The following is a 16,473-nucleotide window of genomic DNA, read 5'->3' as shown; positions in this document are numbered from 1 at the left end:
CGACCCTGTAATAAAAACTGTTTGAGTCCATTTGGTGTTCCACCCATTGTCAGCCCTTTTCGTGTGAAAAGGTGACTACGAACAGAAAAATGCCTAACGTGCAAATGGACTCCCTGTTTGCGAATTTATCGATGGAAGGAGTAAGAATCATGGATGTTCTTTATCATCGTTGTGCAGGATTAGATATCCATGCCGAAACAATTGTCGTTTGTGCTCTTCTTGGAGAGGAAGAACACGTTCAAAAGGAAGTTGAAACATTTCCTACTTTCACGAAAGACTTGTTTCGTCTTCTGAAATGGTTAGAAGATCGTGGTGTCACTCATATTGCGATGGAGAGTACGGGCGTTTACTGGAAACCTGTGTTCAATATTTTGGAAGATTACTTTGACATTACACTTGCCAACGCTCAGCGAATCAAAAATGTACCGGGGAGAAAAACCGATGTTTCCGATGCAGAATGGATCGCCAAATTGTTGCGTTACGGATTGATCGAGAAGAGTTTCGTACCTCCTGAGAACATTCGAGAATGACGGGATTTAACTCGCTTGCGCAAAAAATGGATCGGGCAGTTAACCGCGGAGAAAAACCGCATTCAAAAAGTGTTGGAATGTTCCAATATCAAGTTAAGTTCCGTGATTTCGGATGTATTTGGTGTATCTGGGCGAAAGCTACTGGAACGTTTAATGAAACAGGGATACATCGAAGAAACCGAAGTCGATGCTTGCATTCACAGGAGTATGAAGAGGAAAAAACAACAAATTCAGGATTCTCTCTTTGGTACATTGACCAACCATCAACTGTTCATGATTCGCCAATCGTGGAAGCACATCGAATCGTTGGAAAGTTTACTTCGAGACATCGAAGAACGAATCGACCAACTCTTACAAGTATACAAACAAGAGATGGAGCTTCTTGTGACCATACCGGGGGTCAAGAAGGAAACCGCTGCCGTGATTATCGCTGAAATCGGAGTCGATATGGGACAATTTCCAACGTCTCAACACCTCGCTTCATGGGCGGGAGTCGCGCCGGGAAATCATGAAAGTGCTGGAAAACGAAAAAGTACCCGAACGACGAAGGGGAATCCGCATATCAAGTCGGCGTTATGTGAGGCGGCTTGGGCTTTGTCTCGATGTAGGAATCAACGTTTGGCAGCGAAATATTGGTCATTGGCGGCACGCAGGGGAAAGAAAAAAGCACTCGTTGCGATCGCGCACCGAATGCTTACCATCATTTACTGCATCATTTCTCGAAAAGAACCGTTTCGAGAGCAGTAAATAAATTAGTATAACCAAAAAGGTTCAGAAATATACGAGATACCTAAAAATAAGGTAGCTCTGCTTTCCTATTGCCTTTTTTTGGTCGTTAATAGGGTATCCAATTTGATTGTGGGGTATACCGCTTCAGCCATGGTTAATTGATTTTCACAGAAAAAAGGGAGAAGATACTAACAATGTTGTTCACTATCGGTTATCACCCCCTTTAGCTGAAAAAAGGTTAACCAAGCCAAGAGTAGGGAGTAAATACCGAAAGAGGTTACCTTTAGATACTGTGATTATCAAGGTAAGATTCATGTTATTGAATCGTTAGTTGGTACTGACGGCTGGCTTTATTTAGATTTGCTTAATGTAGAGTCTGTCGAAACTGAACAGTATCTAATATTTTCAGCTGTAGATAATAGTGGTAATCAGATTGACCAAGATATTTGTGAGAAATTATTTTTATTACCAGCAATTGAACATGAAGAAATTGAAGTACCTAATTCTATAAATAATACACTTCAATATATTAAAGAATGTCAGGTAGAAGCGGTATGAAACAGTATAATGGAACGAACTGCAGAATACACTAAAGACAGAACCAAAGACAGAACCAAAAACAACCACGCAAATCTCGATTCAACCACGAGAATTCCAAAATAACCAGGGAGCTCTCAATTTAACCAAGGGAATCCCGAAATAACCACGAAGATACTGATTTATCACGGGTCCTCAAAATACCTGTTCATACATTAGCCACAAAGTCATCGGATTAACAGTAGTTTTCTTAGAGTTATTGACCTTCGAGCCTAGGTTTGATATACTTCAAGTGAATACGTAAATGAAAATCATTCTCATTTCAATCGGCGATGTGAAAAATGGCATTTGAGGAGGATCTGAAATGAGTTTTATCAAACTAACGAATATAAAAAAGGTCTTTAATCGCTTAGATAAACCAGCTGTAGACAATTTTAATTTGACGATCCAACAAGGGGAAATTGTAAGCATTTTAGGTCCAAGTGGATGCGGAAAAACAACGATATTAAGATTAATCGCCGGATTTGAGCAGCCGACTGTTGGAACGATTGAGATTGATGGAAAAACGGTCTATGATGAAAAGACCTTTGTTCCACCGGAGAAACGTGGTGTAGGGATGGTGTTTCAAGATTATGCACTTTTTCCTCATTTAACGATTGAAAAAAATGTTGCGTTCGGGCTTAACAAATGGCGACGGGGCGATAAACGCCGGCGGGTAAGAGAAGTACTTGAGCTAGTAGATTTAGCAGAATATGCTAAACGTTATCCAAACGAATTGTCTGGTGGACAACAGCAACGTGTCGCTTTAGCGCGGGCGTTGGCACCGCAGCCAAATGTTGTTTTATTGGATGAACCGTTTAGTAATTTAGATGCAAGCTTACGAGAAAAAATGCGGCACGAGATAACCGATATTTTGAAAAAGGCAGAAACAACTGCTATCATCGTTACGCATGACCAAAAGGATGCATTCGCTGTGTCAGATCGCGTCGTTGTCATGAATGAAGGGGTTATTCAACAAGTAGCCCACCCGCGTGATATATACACATGTCCAACGAACTGTTTTGTTGCTCAATTTGTTGGTCGTACCAATTTGCTACAAGGAAGAGTGGCAGAAGATTTAAAACATGTTGATACTAAAATAGGTCGGATTTGTTTAGCAGAAAAAACAAAAGAAGCAATCGATGAAGATGTCATGATTTCCATTCGTCCAGAAGGTTGCCGTTTGCTTGAGAATGGGGAGGGGCGCTATAAAGGAAGAGTTGCTCGTGTTGTTTACAGTGGTGAGTATCAGGAATTATTCGTACGTTTATCAGAAGAAGAGGATACCACTGATCAACATTTGCTAATTTATGCTCCCGTGGAAAAACATATCGAAATCGGCTCATCTATTTCATTTGATATAACACCAGAATTAGTCGCATTAGTAGACTAATGGACGAAAATTTGAATGAAATCATGAAAGCTTGTAGGGACTTAGACGAAAGTTTCTACGAGTTTTTTTATTGCAAAAAACATAAAAATTTATCAGATATTGATTGACAACGAGAATCATTATCAGTAAACTGATTTATAGTATAACGAACACTTTATGGTAATTAGGATAGACTGTGGAAAAAATTTGTTGGACTTTTAAATAAACATACATATTTTCCACACACTATTCATATTACCTAATTCTTAGTAGGAGGGAAACATAATGAATGGACTACATAAGTTCATCACGTTTACGGTGCTTGCTATTGCCCTAGCGGCACTTGCAGCTTGTGGAGGAGCTTCAGATAATAACAATGCAGAGGAAGGTGCTTCCGATCAAAACGTAAGTGAGAATAATAAAGGCGAATTAGTCGTTTATTCATCTCGTAATGAAAAATTCATTGAACCACTTTTAGATAAATTTGAAGAGGAAACTGGAATAACTGTGAAACTGTTAAGTGGTAAAGATGAAATTATTAATAAAATTAAAGAAGAGGGCGAAAATCCGCATGCGGATATTATCATCTCCAATGATGTCGGGGCATTGGAACACCTTCGTCAAAATGGATTCTTACAAGGTTATGATGCAGAAGGCGTTGAATCCATAGAAGAAAAATATCGTGCGGAAGATAATTCTTGGTATGGGTTGTCTGCAAGAACAAGAGTATTTATGTACAATAAAGATTTAATTACAGAAGAAGAAATGCCAAAAACAATTGAAGAATTAGCAGATGATAAATGGAAAGGTCAGTTCGCAATTACTCGTGGTGGAAATGGTAGTATGATAGCTCACGTTTCTGCTCTTAGAAAAGAGTGGGGCGATGAAAAAACATTAGAATGGCTTACTGCGATTAAAGAAAATGCAGCCATTATTACAGATGGACATGGGGAAATTCGTCGTGCAGTAGGTTCAGGAGAAGTAAAATTTGGTCTCGTAAATAATTATTATTACCACCAACAATTAAATGAACCAACAGATAATAATGTTGGCGTTATTTATCCAGATCAAGGAGAAGACGAGATGGGAGCATTTGTCAATGCTGCCGGGGTCGGATTTATCAAAAATGCACCAAACGAAGAAAATGCAAAAAAGTTTTTAGATTGGATTATGCTACCTGAAAATCAGCGAGAATTCTCTTATACTTCCATGGAAGTGCCAATTAATCCAGAAGTAGAGGCGATTGATGAAGCAGCTAAAATTACAGACTATAAAGTTATGGATATACCGTTACGTAATTTAGGTGATGTGTGGGAGGATACCCGTCAGCTGATTGAGAAGTCTGGGCTTGATTTAGAAATAGGTGGATAATTGGAACACTAGCATTTTACGACATGTTCATGCATAATATGAGTAGGTTAGTTTAATTAATATATTTGGTGGTATTTCTTATGAATAAACATAAAAATAGTCATCAAGAGAATAAAGAACATCAAGTTGAGGGAACATCTCATCCCTCAACTTTTTCAAGTAAACCAATCTATAAACGATGGACCGACAAACGATACGGTGGAATTTTATTAGTCGTCAGCTTGTTCACTGCCGTATTTATGGCTGTTCCACTTATTTATGTAGTCATCCGTTCATTTTTTGCCGGGAAAGATCGTTGGCTAAAACTATTAGACGACCGAATTCCAGAACTACTATGGAATACGTTAAGTTTAACAGTTTGTGTCACATTTGTTGCTATTGTCATCGGTGTCACCTTAGCTTGGTTAGTGCATCGAACGGATTTGCCGGGCAGAAACATTTGGTCATGGATGTTGGCTTTACCATTAGTCATACCACCATATGTTGGTGCGGTCGCCTATTTAATTTTTCTAGGTCCTCGAGGTTGGATGTATGATCTCTGGAATAAAACAGCTTTGTTTTCTGGTGATTACCCGTTTAATATGTACACATTTTGGGGGATCTTTTTCGTTTTAACGATGTTCACTTATCCCTATGTATACATAATTGTGAGCGCCGCGCTACGTAGAATGAATCGAAATTATGAAGAGGTTGCTCGTTCACAAGGTATGAATATGTGGGAAGTATTTTGGAAAGTGAACCTTCCACTACTACGCCCAGCGATTGGTGCAGGAGGTATTCTGGTTGCACTTTATGTCGTATCTGATTTTGGGGCTATTTCGATGCTGCGTTATATGACGTTTACCTCAGCGATTTATTACCAAATGGGCAGTTATGATAACTTATCTGCAACCGTGCTAAGCGTCATTTTAATCGCGTTAACTTTAATCATTTTGTGGATCGAAGGCCGAATGAGACGAAAAGGCGAATATGTTCAATCAGCAACCGGTGCGATCAATCGACCTGAGCCAATTTCACTTGGAAAATGGAAACCGATTGCGCTAGGATTTTCAACGCTGGTTTTTCTTGTTGCACTTGTCCTCCCAATTATCGTTTTAATATATTGGTCTGTGATTGGCTATCAAGAAGGGGCATTTGATCACAAGTTTTGGGTATATGTGTTTAATAGCTTTAAAGTATCTGGATTGGCAGCCTTAGTAAGTATGTTGCTCGCTCTTCCAATCATCTATCTAAAGTCGCGTTACCCTTCGATTGTTTCCGAGGTGATTGAAAAATTATCCTATTCCGGATATGCGCTCCCTGGCGTTATCGTAGCACTTGGAATTATCTTTGTTTTTAATAATACACCATTATATAATACGGTGATTTTACTCGTCATTGCTTCTGTCATTCGTTTTCTACCACAAGCAATGCAAGCACAGGAAGCGTCCCTTAGCCTCCTTTCTCCACGAATTGATGAAGCGGCACAAAGCCTAGGCTACCCGCCGTGGAAGGTGATGTTCACTGTCATTCTTCCGAATATTTTACCCGGTATTTTGGCAGGTGGGGCATTGGTCTTTGTTAGTTCGATGAAGGAATTACCAGCTACTCTGTTACTAAGACCTCCAGGGTTTGATACGATGGCGATTCGCATTTGGGTCGAAGCAAGTGAAGCATTGTATCATCTCGCAGCACCACCAGCTCTATTAATCATCTTTGTATCGATCATCCCATTACGATACATGTTACAAATGCGCAAATAAATGAAATAACATCTCGTTTACAGCACCTTTGGCTAAGCAGATGAAGGAGTTCGACTAGATTAGTATCTAATCTCGCTAACTTTATTTCTGGAATTGTGCGTGTACCACAGAAGTGTATTTGCTCTGGTAGGCATACATTTATGATCGAGTGCCTCTTCTTTTTTGGCTAGGGTTTTGAATTAGTACCACCGAGAACTATTTTACACATACGAAATCCGATTTTGGAAGAAATGAAAGCTAAAGCTAAAGCAGTCCTTGAATGTGACAAGAACGCCACGATCTACTCCAAACGTAAGATTGAGGTAGAAAGTGTGTTCGGTCATATCAAGGACATGATGATTGTAGCGTGTGTGCCTTAAATCGTGAAAACGAATTTTTGGCACACCGCATTCTTTAATGGTCTTATTAAATTCGAACGTCATTGCACTTGGGTAGAAAGGATTTCAGTGGGTAAGTCTAAGATGTGGGTGAAGAATAAGACTACTTCATACAAACTGTTGCTAAAATTTTCTGTATATCATAAATACTTTCGTCTTTTCTAAACTGCTTACTTATAACAGGCGTTTCTGCACCTGATACCCATACCCCCCTTCATCCATTAAGGGAATGAGTTTTGGCGGATTTAGTCGTTGCTTATATCCAATCCAAAAATTTGATGCGGAAAATGAGCGTAGATTCGCTGTTATATGTGAACAAGATCCAAAAGTAAAAGTCTGGTTTAAACCAGCCCTAAATCAACTGAAAATCTATTATAATCAAAAACAATCATACAATCCAGATTTTATAGAAACGGAAGATAAAAAATATCTGGTAGAATTGAAAGCAGCTAATAAAATTGATAGCGATAAAGAAGTAGAGGCAAAAAAACATGCAGCGATTGAATGGTGTAAGTATGCAACAAAACATGAAATGCAAAATGGTGGTAAAGTATGGGTTTATTTATTAATACCACATAATGATGTGAATGAAAATATGACAATTGCCGGATTAGAAGCGAGATATTCAAGAAAATGAAAGCACTCTCTAATTCGGTAAAATGAGCAGTTCGTTAATTATTTTTTCGGTAAAGTACTCATCGAAGTATGGAAAAGGGGATATCCTATCCTGAAAAAGCTTTGATGACAACGGCAAGAGAACATGACCGTGGACAGCTTGAAATCATGGTGGATGACAAGGACTGCATGTATGTGTTTGACCGTGGCTATCTAGACTATGAGCGCTTTGATCGTATGACGGATGACGGCTACTTCTTTCTTTCCAGACTACGGAAAAACGCTGTTATACGGGAAGTTTATGATTTTAAACTACCCGAAGATACGAGTGTTTTGTCGGATCAAATGGTATTGATTGGCACAACTCAAAACCGTGCTGAAAATGACTTTCGCCTTCTAAAAGTGATGGATTCAAAAGGAAATGAACTCCATTTAATCACAAATCGTTTTGATTTAAGCGCCGAAGAAATTTCCGAGATGTACAAATCACGATGGGCTATTGAACTGTTTTTTAAATGGGTCAAACAACATCTCAGCATCAAAAAATTCTATGGTCAAAGTGAATGGGCGATTCAAAATCAAGTATGTATCGCACTTATTGTTTTTTGCCTACATGTTCTGGCACAAATCGAAACAAATAGTACGCGAAAAACCTTACAAATTAGCCGTTATTTAAGGGCTGCATTGTGGAAACCAGCACATATCTGGCTTCGAAAAATTGAAGGAAAAGCCATCCCTTAATAAGTAAATTGTCGTCGTCGCACAGGTCTGATTGTCAATAAATTTCCAAATGGATGGAGTCGCCTTTAATTGGGTACTTACCTTTTTGGCTCTAAACAGGAAAAATAATAAAACTGAAAATTACGACAATATTTATGTAACACTAGTGATAAAAAGATTTTAATAGAAAAAGACAAGAGGTAGAAATCCTTCTTGTCTGCAATTAAAATCCTAATTTTGTTACTGTTTTCCACTTAAGCAATTAGTTTCAGACACATCTTGAGTTTTCAATCGTGGATCTGTTATTGTGTCACAAGCGTTTATTCATCCCATCTTCATCCGTATCTTTATCATTTTTATCCTTATCCGCTTCTTTATTGACTTCTAGTTCTTTTCCGTTGACAAATTCAACTTCAATCTTTAGTTCTGAAAAAGTGTTAATACCAAGAACTCACTTCACTTGATCAATTAACTCCTCTTCTGTTATATCTGGAGTTAAGGTTAATTGATCAACAACCGTTTTAGGGTCCATAATTCCAATTTCATCTTTAAACTTGATTTCTAATTCTTCCCTTGAAAGTTCATATTCCAATTTGAACTTTTTACCATCTGAATCAATTAACTTGATTTCAAGTTCTTTTACTTCATAAACTGTTTGGAACCCCATCTCTTCTTGTTTTTGCTCACATAAAATTGAGCCACTTCGCTCATGAAAACGTGAACCACTCTATTTCCATCAAAAAACACCGTCTTGATATGGAGTGAGAGGCATGATAGGCTTGTTGCCTATCGAAACACTTTGATGTGTCGCCTTTCGAGTGAAATCATGCCTCTGGAGGCTCCATGTCAAGATACACCAGATTTACCATTTGCCAATTTCGAAGTGACTCACAAGGATGTAATCGGAGTGGCTCAAAATTCAATTATCAAATACATCTCTATCAAAATCTTCATCACCATCTTTTAAACCGTCCCGATCACTATCAGAATTTTTCGGGTTATATCCCAATTCAAATTCAAGATAATTAGCTATTTTATCGTTGTCTCTATCTTCATCACCATCAGTTATGCCATCTTTGTCAGAGTCAGCGTTAGTTGAGTTTGTCCCTACGATAAACTCTTCTTTTGTGTTCAATTTATCAGAGTCATTTGTCTTCTTCCGCGTCTTTTATGCCATCTTTATCGGTATCCTTCGTTATAAGTTGAATCTTCCGGTTGCCTTTATATAAAAACGTTATTAAGATAACCGTTTCATGAGAGTTGCCTTTTCAACTTCAAAACCCGGCTTGCCAAGTAAGGCAAACATATTTTTCTTGTAAGCCTCCACTCCCGGCTGATCAAACGGATTCACGCCCAGTAAATGTCCGCTCATGCTGCAAGCTTTTTCGAAAAAGTATATCATTTCACCAAAGGTGTATTCATTCATTTCGTCCAGTTCAACAATTAAGTTAGGCACTCCGCCGTCTACGTGTGCTAATAGCGTACCTTGAAACGCTTTTTTGTTTACCTCATCCAGTGTCTTACCGGCCAAGAAATTCAATCCATCGATATTTTCTCGATCTTCTTGAATCGTCAGTTCGATTCGCGGTTTTTTAACTTGCAGCACTGTTTCTATCAGATTGCGGCGACCTTCCTGAACGTATTGCCCCATGGAATGTAAATCTGTTGTAAAATCAACGGATGCAGGAAATAGTCCTTTCTGATCTTTCCCTTCGCTTTCGCCAAACAGCTGTTTCCACCATTCGGATACGTAATGAAGGGACGGTTCATAGTTCACCAATAATTCGATCGCTTTCCCTTTACGGTAAAAAATATTTCGCACAGCGGCATACTGATAACTTCCATTGGTTAAAAGATCAGGATTGTTATATTTATAATATGCCGATGCTGCTCCTTCCATCATTCGATCAATATTCAATCCAGCTACGGCGATTGGCAACAGGCCAACTGCTGTCAGCACAGAATATCTTCCGCCTATGTCATCTGGAATAACAAACGTTTCATATCCTTCTTGATCGGCAAGCTTTTTTAATACTCCCTTTTCTTGATCAGTGGTAACATAGATACGTTTTCTTGCTTCCTCTTTTCCATATTTTTTCTCCATGTAGTCGCGGAAAATTCGGAAAGCAATGGCAGGCTCTGTCGTTGTTCCTGATTTAGAAATAACGTTGATAGACAGCTCTTTGTCTTCTAATACATCTAATAAATGAGAGATATAAGTAGAGCTGATATTCTGACCCGCAAAATAAATTTGCGTCGTATCGTTCGCCTGGTTATGAAAAGTATGGGACAATGCTTCAATAGCTGCCCTCGCCCCTAAATAAGATCCGCCAATGCCGATAACGACAAGAGCGTCTGAATGACTCCGGATTCTTTCAGCAGTTTGTTTGATTCGCACGAATTCGTTTTTATCGTAACGAATCGGCCAATCAACCCAACCAAGAAAATCCGATCCTGGTCCTTTCTTTTCATGAAGCATAGTATGAGCCACTTTTACAAATTCACTTAGATGATCTAGTTCACTCTCTTTCATAAATGGTAAAGCATTGGAGTAATCAAAAGAGATAGCCATATACCTTCTCCTCCCTCTAGAAATGTTGATATATCAAGGCTTTTCGGCCTCTCAGGGGTGTCAAAAAAATATTTTTCGACAAAATCCCTTACATCCTTTTTCAGTTTTGTGGATATCTTACAGAGCCAGGGTGCGCTTCGCGGCCACGTCTGGATACATTTTCCTGACGTGGGGGGAAGCGTATTCGATGCACCCTTGGATCTCCGCATCGCTGATGAGGACGAACCCTCCCATGTCTCCGGGCGTCTTTGCGCCAACATTCCCTCGTTCGGTCTCGTCATCAGGCGGAGGCCGGCCAAGCTTTCTTAGGGACTCGAGGTCGCATGGAGGAGATCACGCCAGCTTCTCCGGTGTCATCCTGTTGTCAAACATTTTTTCTGTTCGTGGGGGAGGCCTTATGCCACCCGGTGTTGAACTTGGGACAAGACGTCCTGCATCATTCGCTCTGCGTCAAAGGCTTGTTTCTTCGTACAAATCGCAAACAGCACATTCAGCAGTTTTCGGCATAACACCACGATAGACTGTTTTCCGGTCAGCGGGTTGACGGATCGGGTCGTGTAATACTCATGCAGCTCGCGAAACGCCTCGTTGTGCCGGATCAGCGGAATCATCGCCCGAAACAACACCGATCGCAGCCGTTTTCGTCCCCGTTTGGAGATCCGCTTTTGCCCTTTGCGCTGGCCGGAGGAGTTCTCCTTGAGCGTCAGGCCCGCTAATTTCACCAATTGACGCGGGTCCCGATAGTGGGAGAAACTGCCGATCTCCGCCAGCAGGTCAATGATCGTGGCATCCCCCAACCCGTCGACCGTTTTCAGCCATTGATACTCCATCGTCGTTTGAACCAACGCCTTCAACTCCGCGTCCAGCGCCGCGATCTCGGCTTCTAATTGGCGGTATTGGCGGACGAGCGCGGCGATCTCAAACCGGGCCATCGTCGTCCCTTCCGTCACCCCAATGGAGTCCTTCGCGGCGTCGATCAACGCCTGAATTTTGGCCTTCTGCGGGCATTTCAGCCCTTCGCTTTGCCGGTACACCTCGATGAGCTCCTCGGCGGTCCGACCCACCATATCGGCCGGAAACGGCGTCCACTCCAACACCGAAAGCGCCGTTTTCCCCAGATCGCGAAACACCGTCCAAAACTCCGGAAAATACCGATCGGTCCAACGAATGATCGCATTTTTCACCGCCGTCTGTTCCTTGCGGAGCTTTTCTTTGAGGGTGCTCCCGACGCGCAAATCCGCTTCGATCTCGTGCAACAGCCGGGGGACGAGGAATCGTCCGTCTTTCGCCAGTCTGGCGATGACCAGGGCGTCTTTGGCGTCGTGTTTCGTCGGCAGGTTGTCATCGAGTTCTTTCGACCGGCACACATGCGCTGGGTTGACCATGACCAGCGGGATCCCGTTTTCCTCGAGAAAGTAGGCCAGGTTCAACCAGTAGTGCCCGGTCGGTTCCACGGCGACGATCACCTGTGACTTCCCGAACGCTTGCATCGCCTCCTGAATCGCTTCATTCAGCTGCCGAAATCCCTTCTTCGACTGGAGGAACGGGAAGGATTTTCGAAGCACACGCCCCCGGTCATCCACGAAGCAGGCGTAGTGGGTTCGTTTCGCGATATCGATTCCCACGACAAGCGTTTGTTCGGTGACTTGATTGATTTTATGATTTTGTGTACAATTCATCTGAAGTCCTCCTTGGCATGATGGTAGGTGTTGTTTGACACCCCTGCATCATACCAAGAGGGCTTTTTTTGATCAAGTCCCCGGAAAAGCTCCTAACAGGAATGCTTTCTTTTCGAAAATTCACCATCGTTCTTCCGTGTAGATCTTGGACCTGAAAATTACTCTTATGCAATTTCATTGAACCTTTCGTGAAGATGTTTCAAATGCTTGCAACGATTTATTTCTTTTCCACGGCATGTCCACCAAATTCGTTGCGTAGCGCGGCTACCACTTTACCTGTAAATGTATCGTTTTCTAATGAACGATACCGCATCAATAAGGACATAGCGATGACAGGAGCGGCAATTTGTAAATCTAAAGCCGTTTCGACTGTCCATTTTCCTTCACCGGAAGAATGCATAATTCCTTTGATTTCCTCTAATTTTGCATCTTTAGAAAAGGCGCGTTCTGTTAATTCCATAAGCCATGAACGAATAACCGAGCCGTTATTCCATACTCTTGCTACTTTTTCATAGTCATAATCGAATTCGCTTTTCTCTAATATTTCAAATCCTTCACCAATGGCAGCCATCATCCCGTATTCAATCCCATTGTGAACCATCTTTAAAAAGTGGCCGCTGCCTGCTTTTCCTGCATATAAATACCCATTTTCTACAGCCGTATCCCGGAAAAGAGGCTCGACAATGCTCCAAGCTTCAGGATCTCCTCCAACCATGTAGCATGCTCCGTTCCGAGCACCTTCCACCCCGCCAGAAGTCCCGGCATCCATAAAACGAATCCCAGCTTCTTTTAGCTCATTATAACGATGAATCGATTCCTTATAGTGAGAATTGCCGCCATCAATCACGATGTCTCCTTTGTTTAAAAATGGGGTAATCTCACGAATAACCGAATCAACAACATTGTGCGGAACCATGAGCCAAACAATTCTTGGATTTTCTAATGATAAAACGAGTTCCTCTAAGCTTGATACACCTTTAGCGCCGTATTTTTTTATTTCTTCAACCGCATTTGCATTTACATCGAACGCCACTACTTCATGTTTATGGTCAATGAGATTTTTACCTAAGTTTAATCCCATTTTCCCTAAACCGATTAACCCGACTTTCATGTTCATTGCCCTCCTCGAACTGATTTAACCTTTCGACATTATTCACATTTTATACGTATATATGCACAGCTAATCTATAGTTCCATTTAGAAATGATATTTTCTAATGATGAGAATGAAGTTCGACAAGATCATTCGTAACTACCACCAATTGAATCCGTCCTCTTCCAGTAACCGATGAGAAGCCTCTGGCCCCATTGAACCTGAACGATACGAATGAAGGGGAAGGAGATTTCCCTCAAATGCCTCTAAAACAGGCTGTACCCACTTCCAAGAGAGTTCAACTTCTTTCCAATGAGCAAAGAAAGTCGAATCGCCTCGCAAAGCATCAAAAATTAACAATTCATAGGCTTCAGGTACATTTTTCTCATTAGTTGAAAAATGCATATGAATAGGCTCGATTTTTCCATTGTTTAATATATTTTTACTATTTAATTGCAACGTAACACCCTCATTCGGATTGATTTCAATCACTAAAAGATTAGGAACCGTTTCCTCATTTTTTGGCAAGTACCATTCCTTTAATGAATTTTTGAATTCAATAACAATACGAGTAGATTTTTCCTTCATTCTTTTCCCTGTACGGAGATAAAATGGCACCCCACTCCAAAACTCATCATCAATCCACAAGCGAGCCGCAACAAATGTATCTGTTGTTGAAGAAGCAGCAATTCCAGGCTCTTCTTTATATCCAACAACTGGTTTACCAAAGATTTCTCCAGGACCATATTGGCCACGAACGACATGTAAACCTACTTCTTCTTTTTGTAATGGGCGAAGAGATTCGATGATTTTTCTTTTTTCGTCACGGATGTCTTTTGCGCTGATCCGTTTTGGCAGGTGCATGGCTGTCATCATCAACAATTGCAGCATATGATTTTGGAACATATCGCGAATGGCCCCTGCCTGGTCATAATACCCCGCTCTCTCTTCTACCCCAACCGTTTCACTAGCCGTAATTTGTACATTCGCTATATACTGATTGTTCCATAATGATTGAAACACAGGGTTGGCAAATTTTAAGACTTCAAGATTTTGGACCATCGGCTTTCCAAGGTAATGGTCCACTCGATAAATTTCCTCTTCTTCAAAAGCTTGACTTAACTTTTCATTTAAATGTTGTGCCGATCTCCAATCGTGCCCAAACGGTTTTTCAATCATCAAACGTTTCCAACCTCTTGCCGATCCTAATCCGCTCTCCTTGATGTTTGAGACAATCACATCAAAAAACTCTGGCGCAACAGATAAATAAAACATGCGGTTTTCTGGAATATTCAACTCTTTTTCACGTTGCTGAACGATTTCCAATATCTTTTTATACCCTTCCATATCCGTTACATCTAAAGAAGTATAACGAAATGCACGGAGAAATTCTTCCATTTTGGAACGGTCATTGATGAAACGTGTAGAAAATGTTTTTAATGAATGTGCCACATGTGTTTGAAAGTCATCATCCGACCATTCTCTTCTACCTAAACCAATAATGGAAAACGAATGAGGCATTTTTTGATCGAGAAATAAATGATATAATGCAGGGAAAATTTTTCTTTTCGCTAAATCCCCTGTTGCTCCAAACAAGACAAAGGTCATAGAATCCAATTTTCATTCCCCCATCCTTTCGAAACATTTTCTAAACCGAAAATTTTTGAATACAGTGAGATAAAAAGATCAGATTCAAATGGAATCCGATCTTTTTATCTTTGATAAGAAATTTTGATGGTACGTGCCGATTAGAAGTTAACATCCAGACCATAAAACGCTGCGATGTATAATTTTTTCATTTCTTCTACCGATGTTTCACGCGGATTCGTGCTTGTGCATGGATCTTGCACGGCATTGGCTGCCATTTCATCCACGTGTGCATGGAACATCTCCTCGGATACCCCATATTCTTGAAGCGTATTTGGAATGTTCATCTCGCGATTCAAGTCACGAATCCAAGCAATGAGTGAATCCACCAATTCTTTATTGTTTTCACCCTTCAGGCCAAGTCGTTTGGCAATGGCAGCATAACGGTCCTCGACTACTGTGCGGTTAAATTGAATCACATATGGTAAATAAATCGCATTGGCACATCCGTGTGGAATGTTAAACGTTGGACCGCTTTTATGCGAAAGACTGTGCACGTTTCCTAGTACGGCATTAGCAAATGCCATTCCGGCCATCGCCTGAGCATAATGGACTTGTTCACGAGCTTTTCGATCTCCCTGGTAAGAAGCAAGAAGATTTTCTTTAAGTACTTCAGCCGCTTCAATCGCCAGCGAATCCGTGAAAATGGTACGAGGCTTGGCCACATATGCTTCAATGCTGTGTGTAATCGCGTCCATCCCACTGTAGGCCGTCACATGCTTCGGCATGGATTGGACCATAATCGGATCAACAATCGCAATGTCTGGTGTCAATTCGAAATCAGCCAGCGGATATTTGACACCTGTTTCCGCATCGGTAATCACAGATAAATTGGAGATTTCAGATGCACTTCCACTTGTAGTTGGAATTCCCACGAATTTTGCTTTTGTGCGTAAGCGCGGCAGGCTAAATGGACGAGTAGCGTCTTCGAATGTTAATTCTGGATGCTCATAGAACAACCACATCGCTTTCGCCGCATCCATGACAGAGCCGCCGCCAATTCCAATCACCCAGTCCGGCTGAAAATCATTAAGAACACGCACTCCCTTTTTTACCATTTGAGTCGTTGGTTCTGTCGTAATTCCCTCGATCACGGTTGTTTCTATATTGGCTTCTGAAAGAAGTTGTTGAATCTTATCGAGATTCCCGCTTTTCTTGACGGATCCACCGCCAATGACGAGAACAGCTTTTGTTCCTTCCAATGTTTTCAAGACATCAAGAGCATTCTCTCCGAAATAAATATCGCGCGGAATAGTAAAACGATTCATGTTGTTCCCTCCTGTGCTTATGATTTGCTGTACAGATGCTAGTATAATCTGTATAATCCTATTTTAGAAGTACGCACTTTATTATCATGTAGTGATAAAAATACAATATAGTATATAAAAGTATACCTAAATGTTATAATGGACAAAGAGATACGATGAATGGGACATATTCCCATGAGAAGG

The 16,473-nt window shown here is 40.9% G+C and carries 11 protein-coding genes and 4 pseudogenes; 6 read left to right on the top strand and 9 right to left on the bottom strand.

Annotation, left to right across the window (positions count from 1 at the left end):
• The first annotated feature begins 149 nt into the window (after positions 1-149).
• From NSQ44_RS15355 to NSQ44_RS15340, 4 genes and pseudogenes are all read left to right on the top strand, one after another.
• Positions 150-1,277, top strand: a pseudogene (locus NSQ44_RS15355) (IS110 family transposase).
• Between the two features lie 883 nt (positions 1,278-2,160).
• The gene (locus NSQ44_RS15350; protein WP_327856990.1) at positions 2,161-3,228 is read left to right on the top strand and encodes an ABC transporter ATP-binding protein; all 1,068 of its coding nucleotides are present in this window, start codon (positions 2,161-2,163) and stop codon (positions 3,226-3,228) included.
• A gap of 264 nt (positions 3,229-3,492) precedes the next feature.
• Positions 3,493-4,578, top strand: coding sequence for an extracellular solute-binding protein (locus tag NSQ44_RS15345; protein ID WP_340857508.1), 1,086 nt, complete (start codon positions 3,493-3,495; stop codon positions 4,576-4,578).
• An 80-nt stretch (positions 4,579-4,658) separates the two neighbouring features.
• A complete protein-coding gene (locus NSQ44_RS15340; RefSeq protein ID WP_340857507.1) occupies positions 4,659-6,320 on the top strand; it encodes an ABC transporter permease in 1,662 nt (553 codons plus the stop codon).
• 347 nt (positions 6,321-6,667) lie between these two features.
• Here the strand turns inward: NSQ44_RS15340 and NSQ44_RS19085 are convergent.
• Together NSQ44_RS19085 and NSQ44_RS15335 are read right to left on the bottom strand one after the other, a co-directional pair.
• A pseudogene (locus NSQ44_RS19085) lies at positions 6,668-6,760 on the bottom strand (site-specific integrase); the annotation flags it as partial.
• A 40-nt stretch (positions 6,761-6,800) separates the two neighbouring features.
• Positions 6,801-6,905 (bottom strand): annotated as a pseudogene (locus NSQ44_RS15335) (PH domain-containing protein); the annotation flags it as partial.
• A 21-nt stretch (positions 6,906-6,926) separates the two neighbouring features.
• Between NSQ44_RS15335 and NSQ44_RS15330 the strand changes: the two are divergent.
• Both NSQ44_RS15330 and NSQ44_RS15325 read left to right on the top strand, forming a co-directional pair.
• Positions 6,927-7,334 (top strand): hypothetical protein, encoded by a 408-nt coding sequence (locus tag NSQ44_RS15330; protein ID WP_340857504.1) that lies wholly within the window; start codon positions 6,927-6,929, stop codon positions 7,332-7,334.
• Between the two features lie 68 nt (positions 7,335-7,402).
• A pseudogene (locus tag NSQ44_RS15325) lies at positions 7,403-8,053 on the top strand (IS4 family transposase); the annotation flags it as partial.
• A gap of 430 nt (positions 8,054-8,483) precedes the next feature.
• Here the strand turns inward: NSQ44_RS15325 and NSQ44_RS15320 are convergent.
• From NSQ44_RS15320 to NSQ44_RS15290, 7 genes are all read right to left on the bottom strand, one after another.
• Positions 8,484-8,699 carry a hypothetical protein gene (locus NSQ44_RS15320; protein ID WP_340857503.1) on the bottom strand — a complete coding sequence of 72 codons (216 nt, stop codon included), beginning with the start codon at positions 8,697-8,699 and terminating at the stop codon, positions 8,484-8,486.
• A gap of 252 nt (positions 8,700-8,951) precedes the next feature.
• Complete coding sequence (locus tag NSQ44_RS15315) at positions 8,952-9,167, bottom strand: hypothetical protein (RefSeq protein ID WP_340857502.1); 216 nt, start codon at positions 9,165-9,167, stop codon at positions 8,952-8,954.
• A 102-nt stretch (positions 9,168-9,269) separates the two neighbouring features.
• A complete protein-coding gene (locus NSQ44_RS15310) occupies positions 9,270-10,604 on the bottom strand; it encodes a glucose-6-phosphate isomerase (RefSeq protein WP_340857501.1) in 1,335 nt (444 codons plus the stop codon).
• A gap of 395 nt (positions 10,605-10,999) precedes the next feature.
• Positions 11,000-12,283 (bottom strand): IS110 family transposase, encoded by a 1,284-nt coding sequence (locus NSQ44_RS15305; RefSeq protein ID WP_340855228.1) that lies wholly within the window; start codon positions 12,281-12,283, stop codon positions 11,000-11,002.
• A 217-nt stretch (positions 12,284-12,500) separates the two neighbouring features.
• Positions 12,501-13,394: a phosphogluconate dehydrogenase (NAD(+)-dependent, decarboxylating) gene (gnd, locus tag NSQ44_RS15300; RefSeq protein ID WP_340857500.1), complete on the bottom strand. Its 894-nt coding sequence runs from the start codon at positions 13,392-13,394 to the stop codon at positions 12,501-12,503.
• Positions 13,395-13,534: 140 nt separating this feature from the next.
• Complete coding sequence (zwf, locus tag NSQ44_RS15295) at positions 13,535-14,992, bottom strand: glucose-6-phosphate dehydrogenase (RefSeq protein WP_340857498.1); 1,458 nt, start codon at positions 14,990-14,992, stop codon at positions 13,535-13,537.
• A 131-nt stretch (positions 14,993-15,123) separates the two neighbouring features.
• Positions 15,124-16,290, bottom strand: coding sequence for an iron-containing alcohol dehydrogenase (locus NSQ44_RS15290; protein WP_340857496.1), 1,167 nt, complete (start codon positions 16,288-16,290; stop codon positions 15,124-15,126).
• Between the last annotated feature and the right edge of the window lie 183 nt (positions 16,291-16,473).

This window comes from Aeribacillus sp. FSL M8-0254 (assembly GCF_038008845.1).
In the GTDB taxonomy this organism is placed as follows: domain Bacteria; phylum Bacillota; class Bacilli; order Bacillales; family Aeribacillaceae; genus Aeribacillus; species Aeribacillus composti.
Note: the sequence above shows the minus strand (reverse complement) of the source record. Positions and strands in the feature narration are given on the sequence as shown.

Bases quoted from the DNA above. Each gene is read 5' to 3' on its own strand.
- NSQ44_RS15290 (WP_340857496.1), bottom strand. From the start codon at position 16,290: ATGAATCGTTTTACTATTCCGCGCGATATTTATTTCGGAGAGAATGCT.
- NSQ44_RS15305 (WP_340855228.1), bottom strand. From the start codon at position 12,283: ATGAATTGTACACAAAATCATAAAATCAATCAAGTCACCGAACAAACG.
- NSQ44_RS15320 (WP_340857503.1), bottom strand. From the start codon at position 8,699: ATGGGGTTCCAAACAGTTTATGAAGTAAAAGAACTTGAAATCAAGTTA.
- NSQ44_RS15330 (WP_340857504.1), top strand. From the start codon at position 6,927: ATGAGTTTTGGCGGATTTAGTCGTTGCTTATATCCAATCCAAAAATTT.
- gnd (WP_340857500.1), bottom strand. From the start codon at position 13,394: ATGAAAGTCGGGTTAATCGGTTTAGGGAAAATGGGATTAAACTTAGGT.
- NSQ44_RS15350 (WP_327856990.1), top strand. From the start codon at position 2,161: ATGAGTTTTATCAAACTAACGAATATAAAAAAGGTCTTTAATCGCTTA.
- NSQ44_RS15310 (WP_340857501.1), bottom strand. From the start codon at position 10,604: ATGGCTATCTCTTTTGATTACTCCAATGCTTTACCATTTATGAAAGAG.
- NSQ44_RS15340 (WP_340857507.1), top strand. From the start codon at position 4,659: ATGAATAAACATAAAAATAGTCATCAAGAGAATAAAGAACATCAAGTT.
- NSQ44_RS15345 (WP_340857508.1), top strand. From the start codon at position 3,493: ATGAATGGACTACATAAGTTCATCACGTTTACGGTGCTTGCTATTGCC.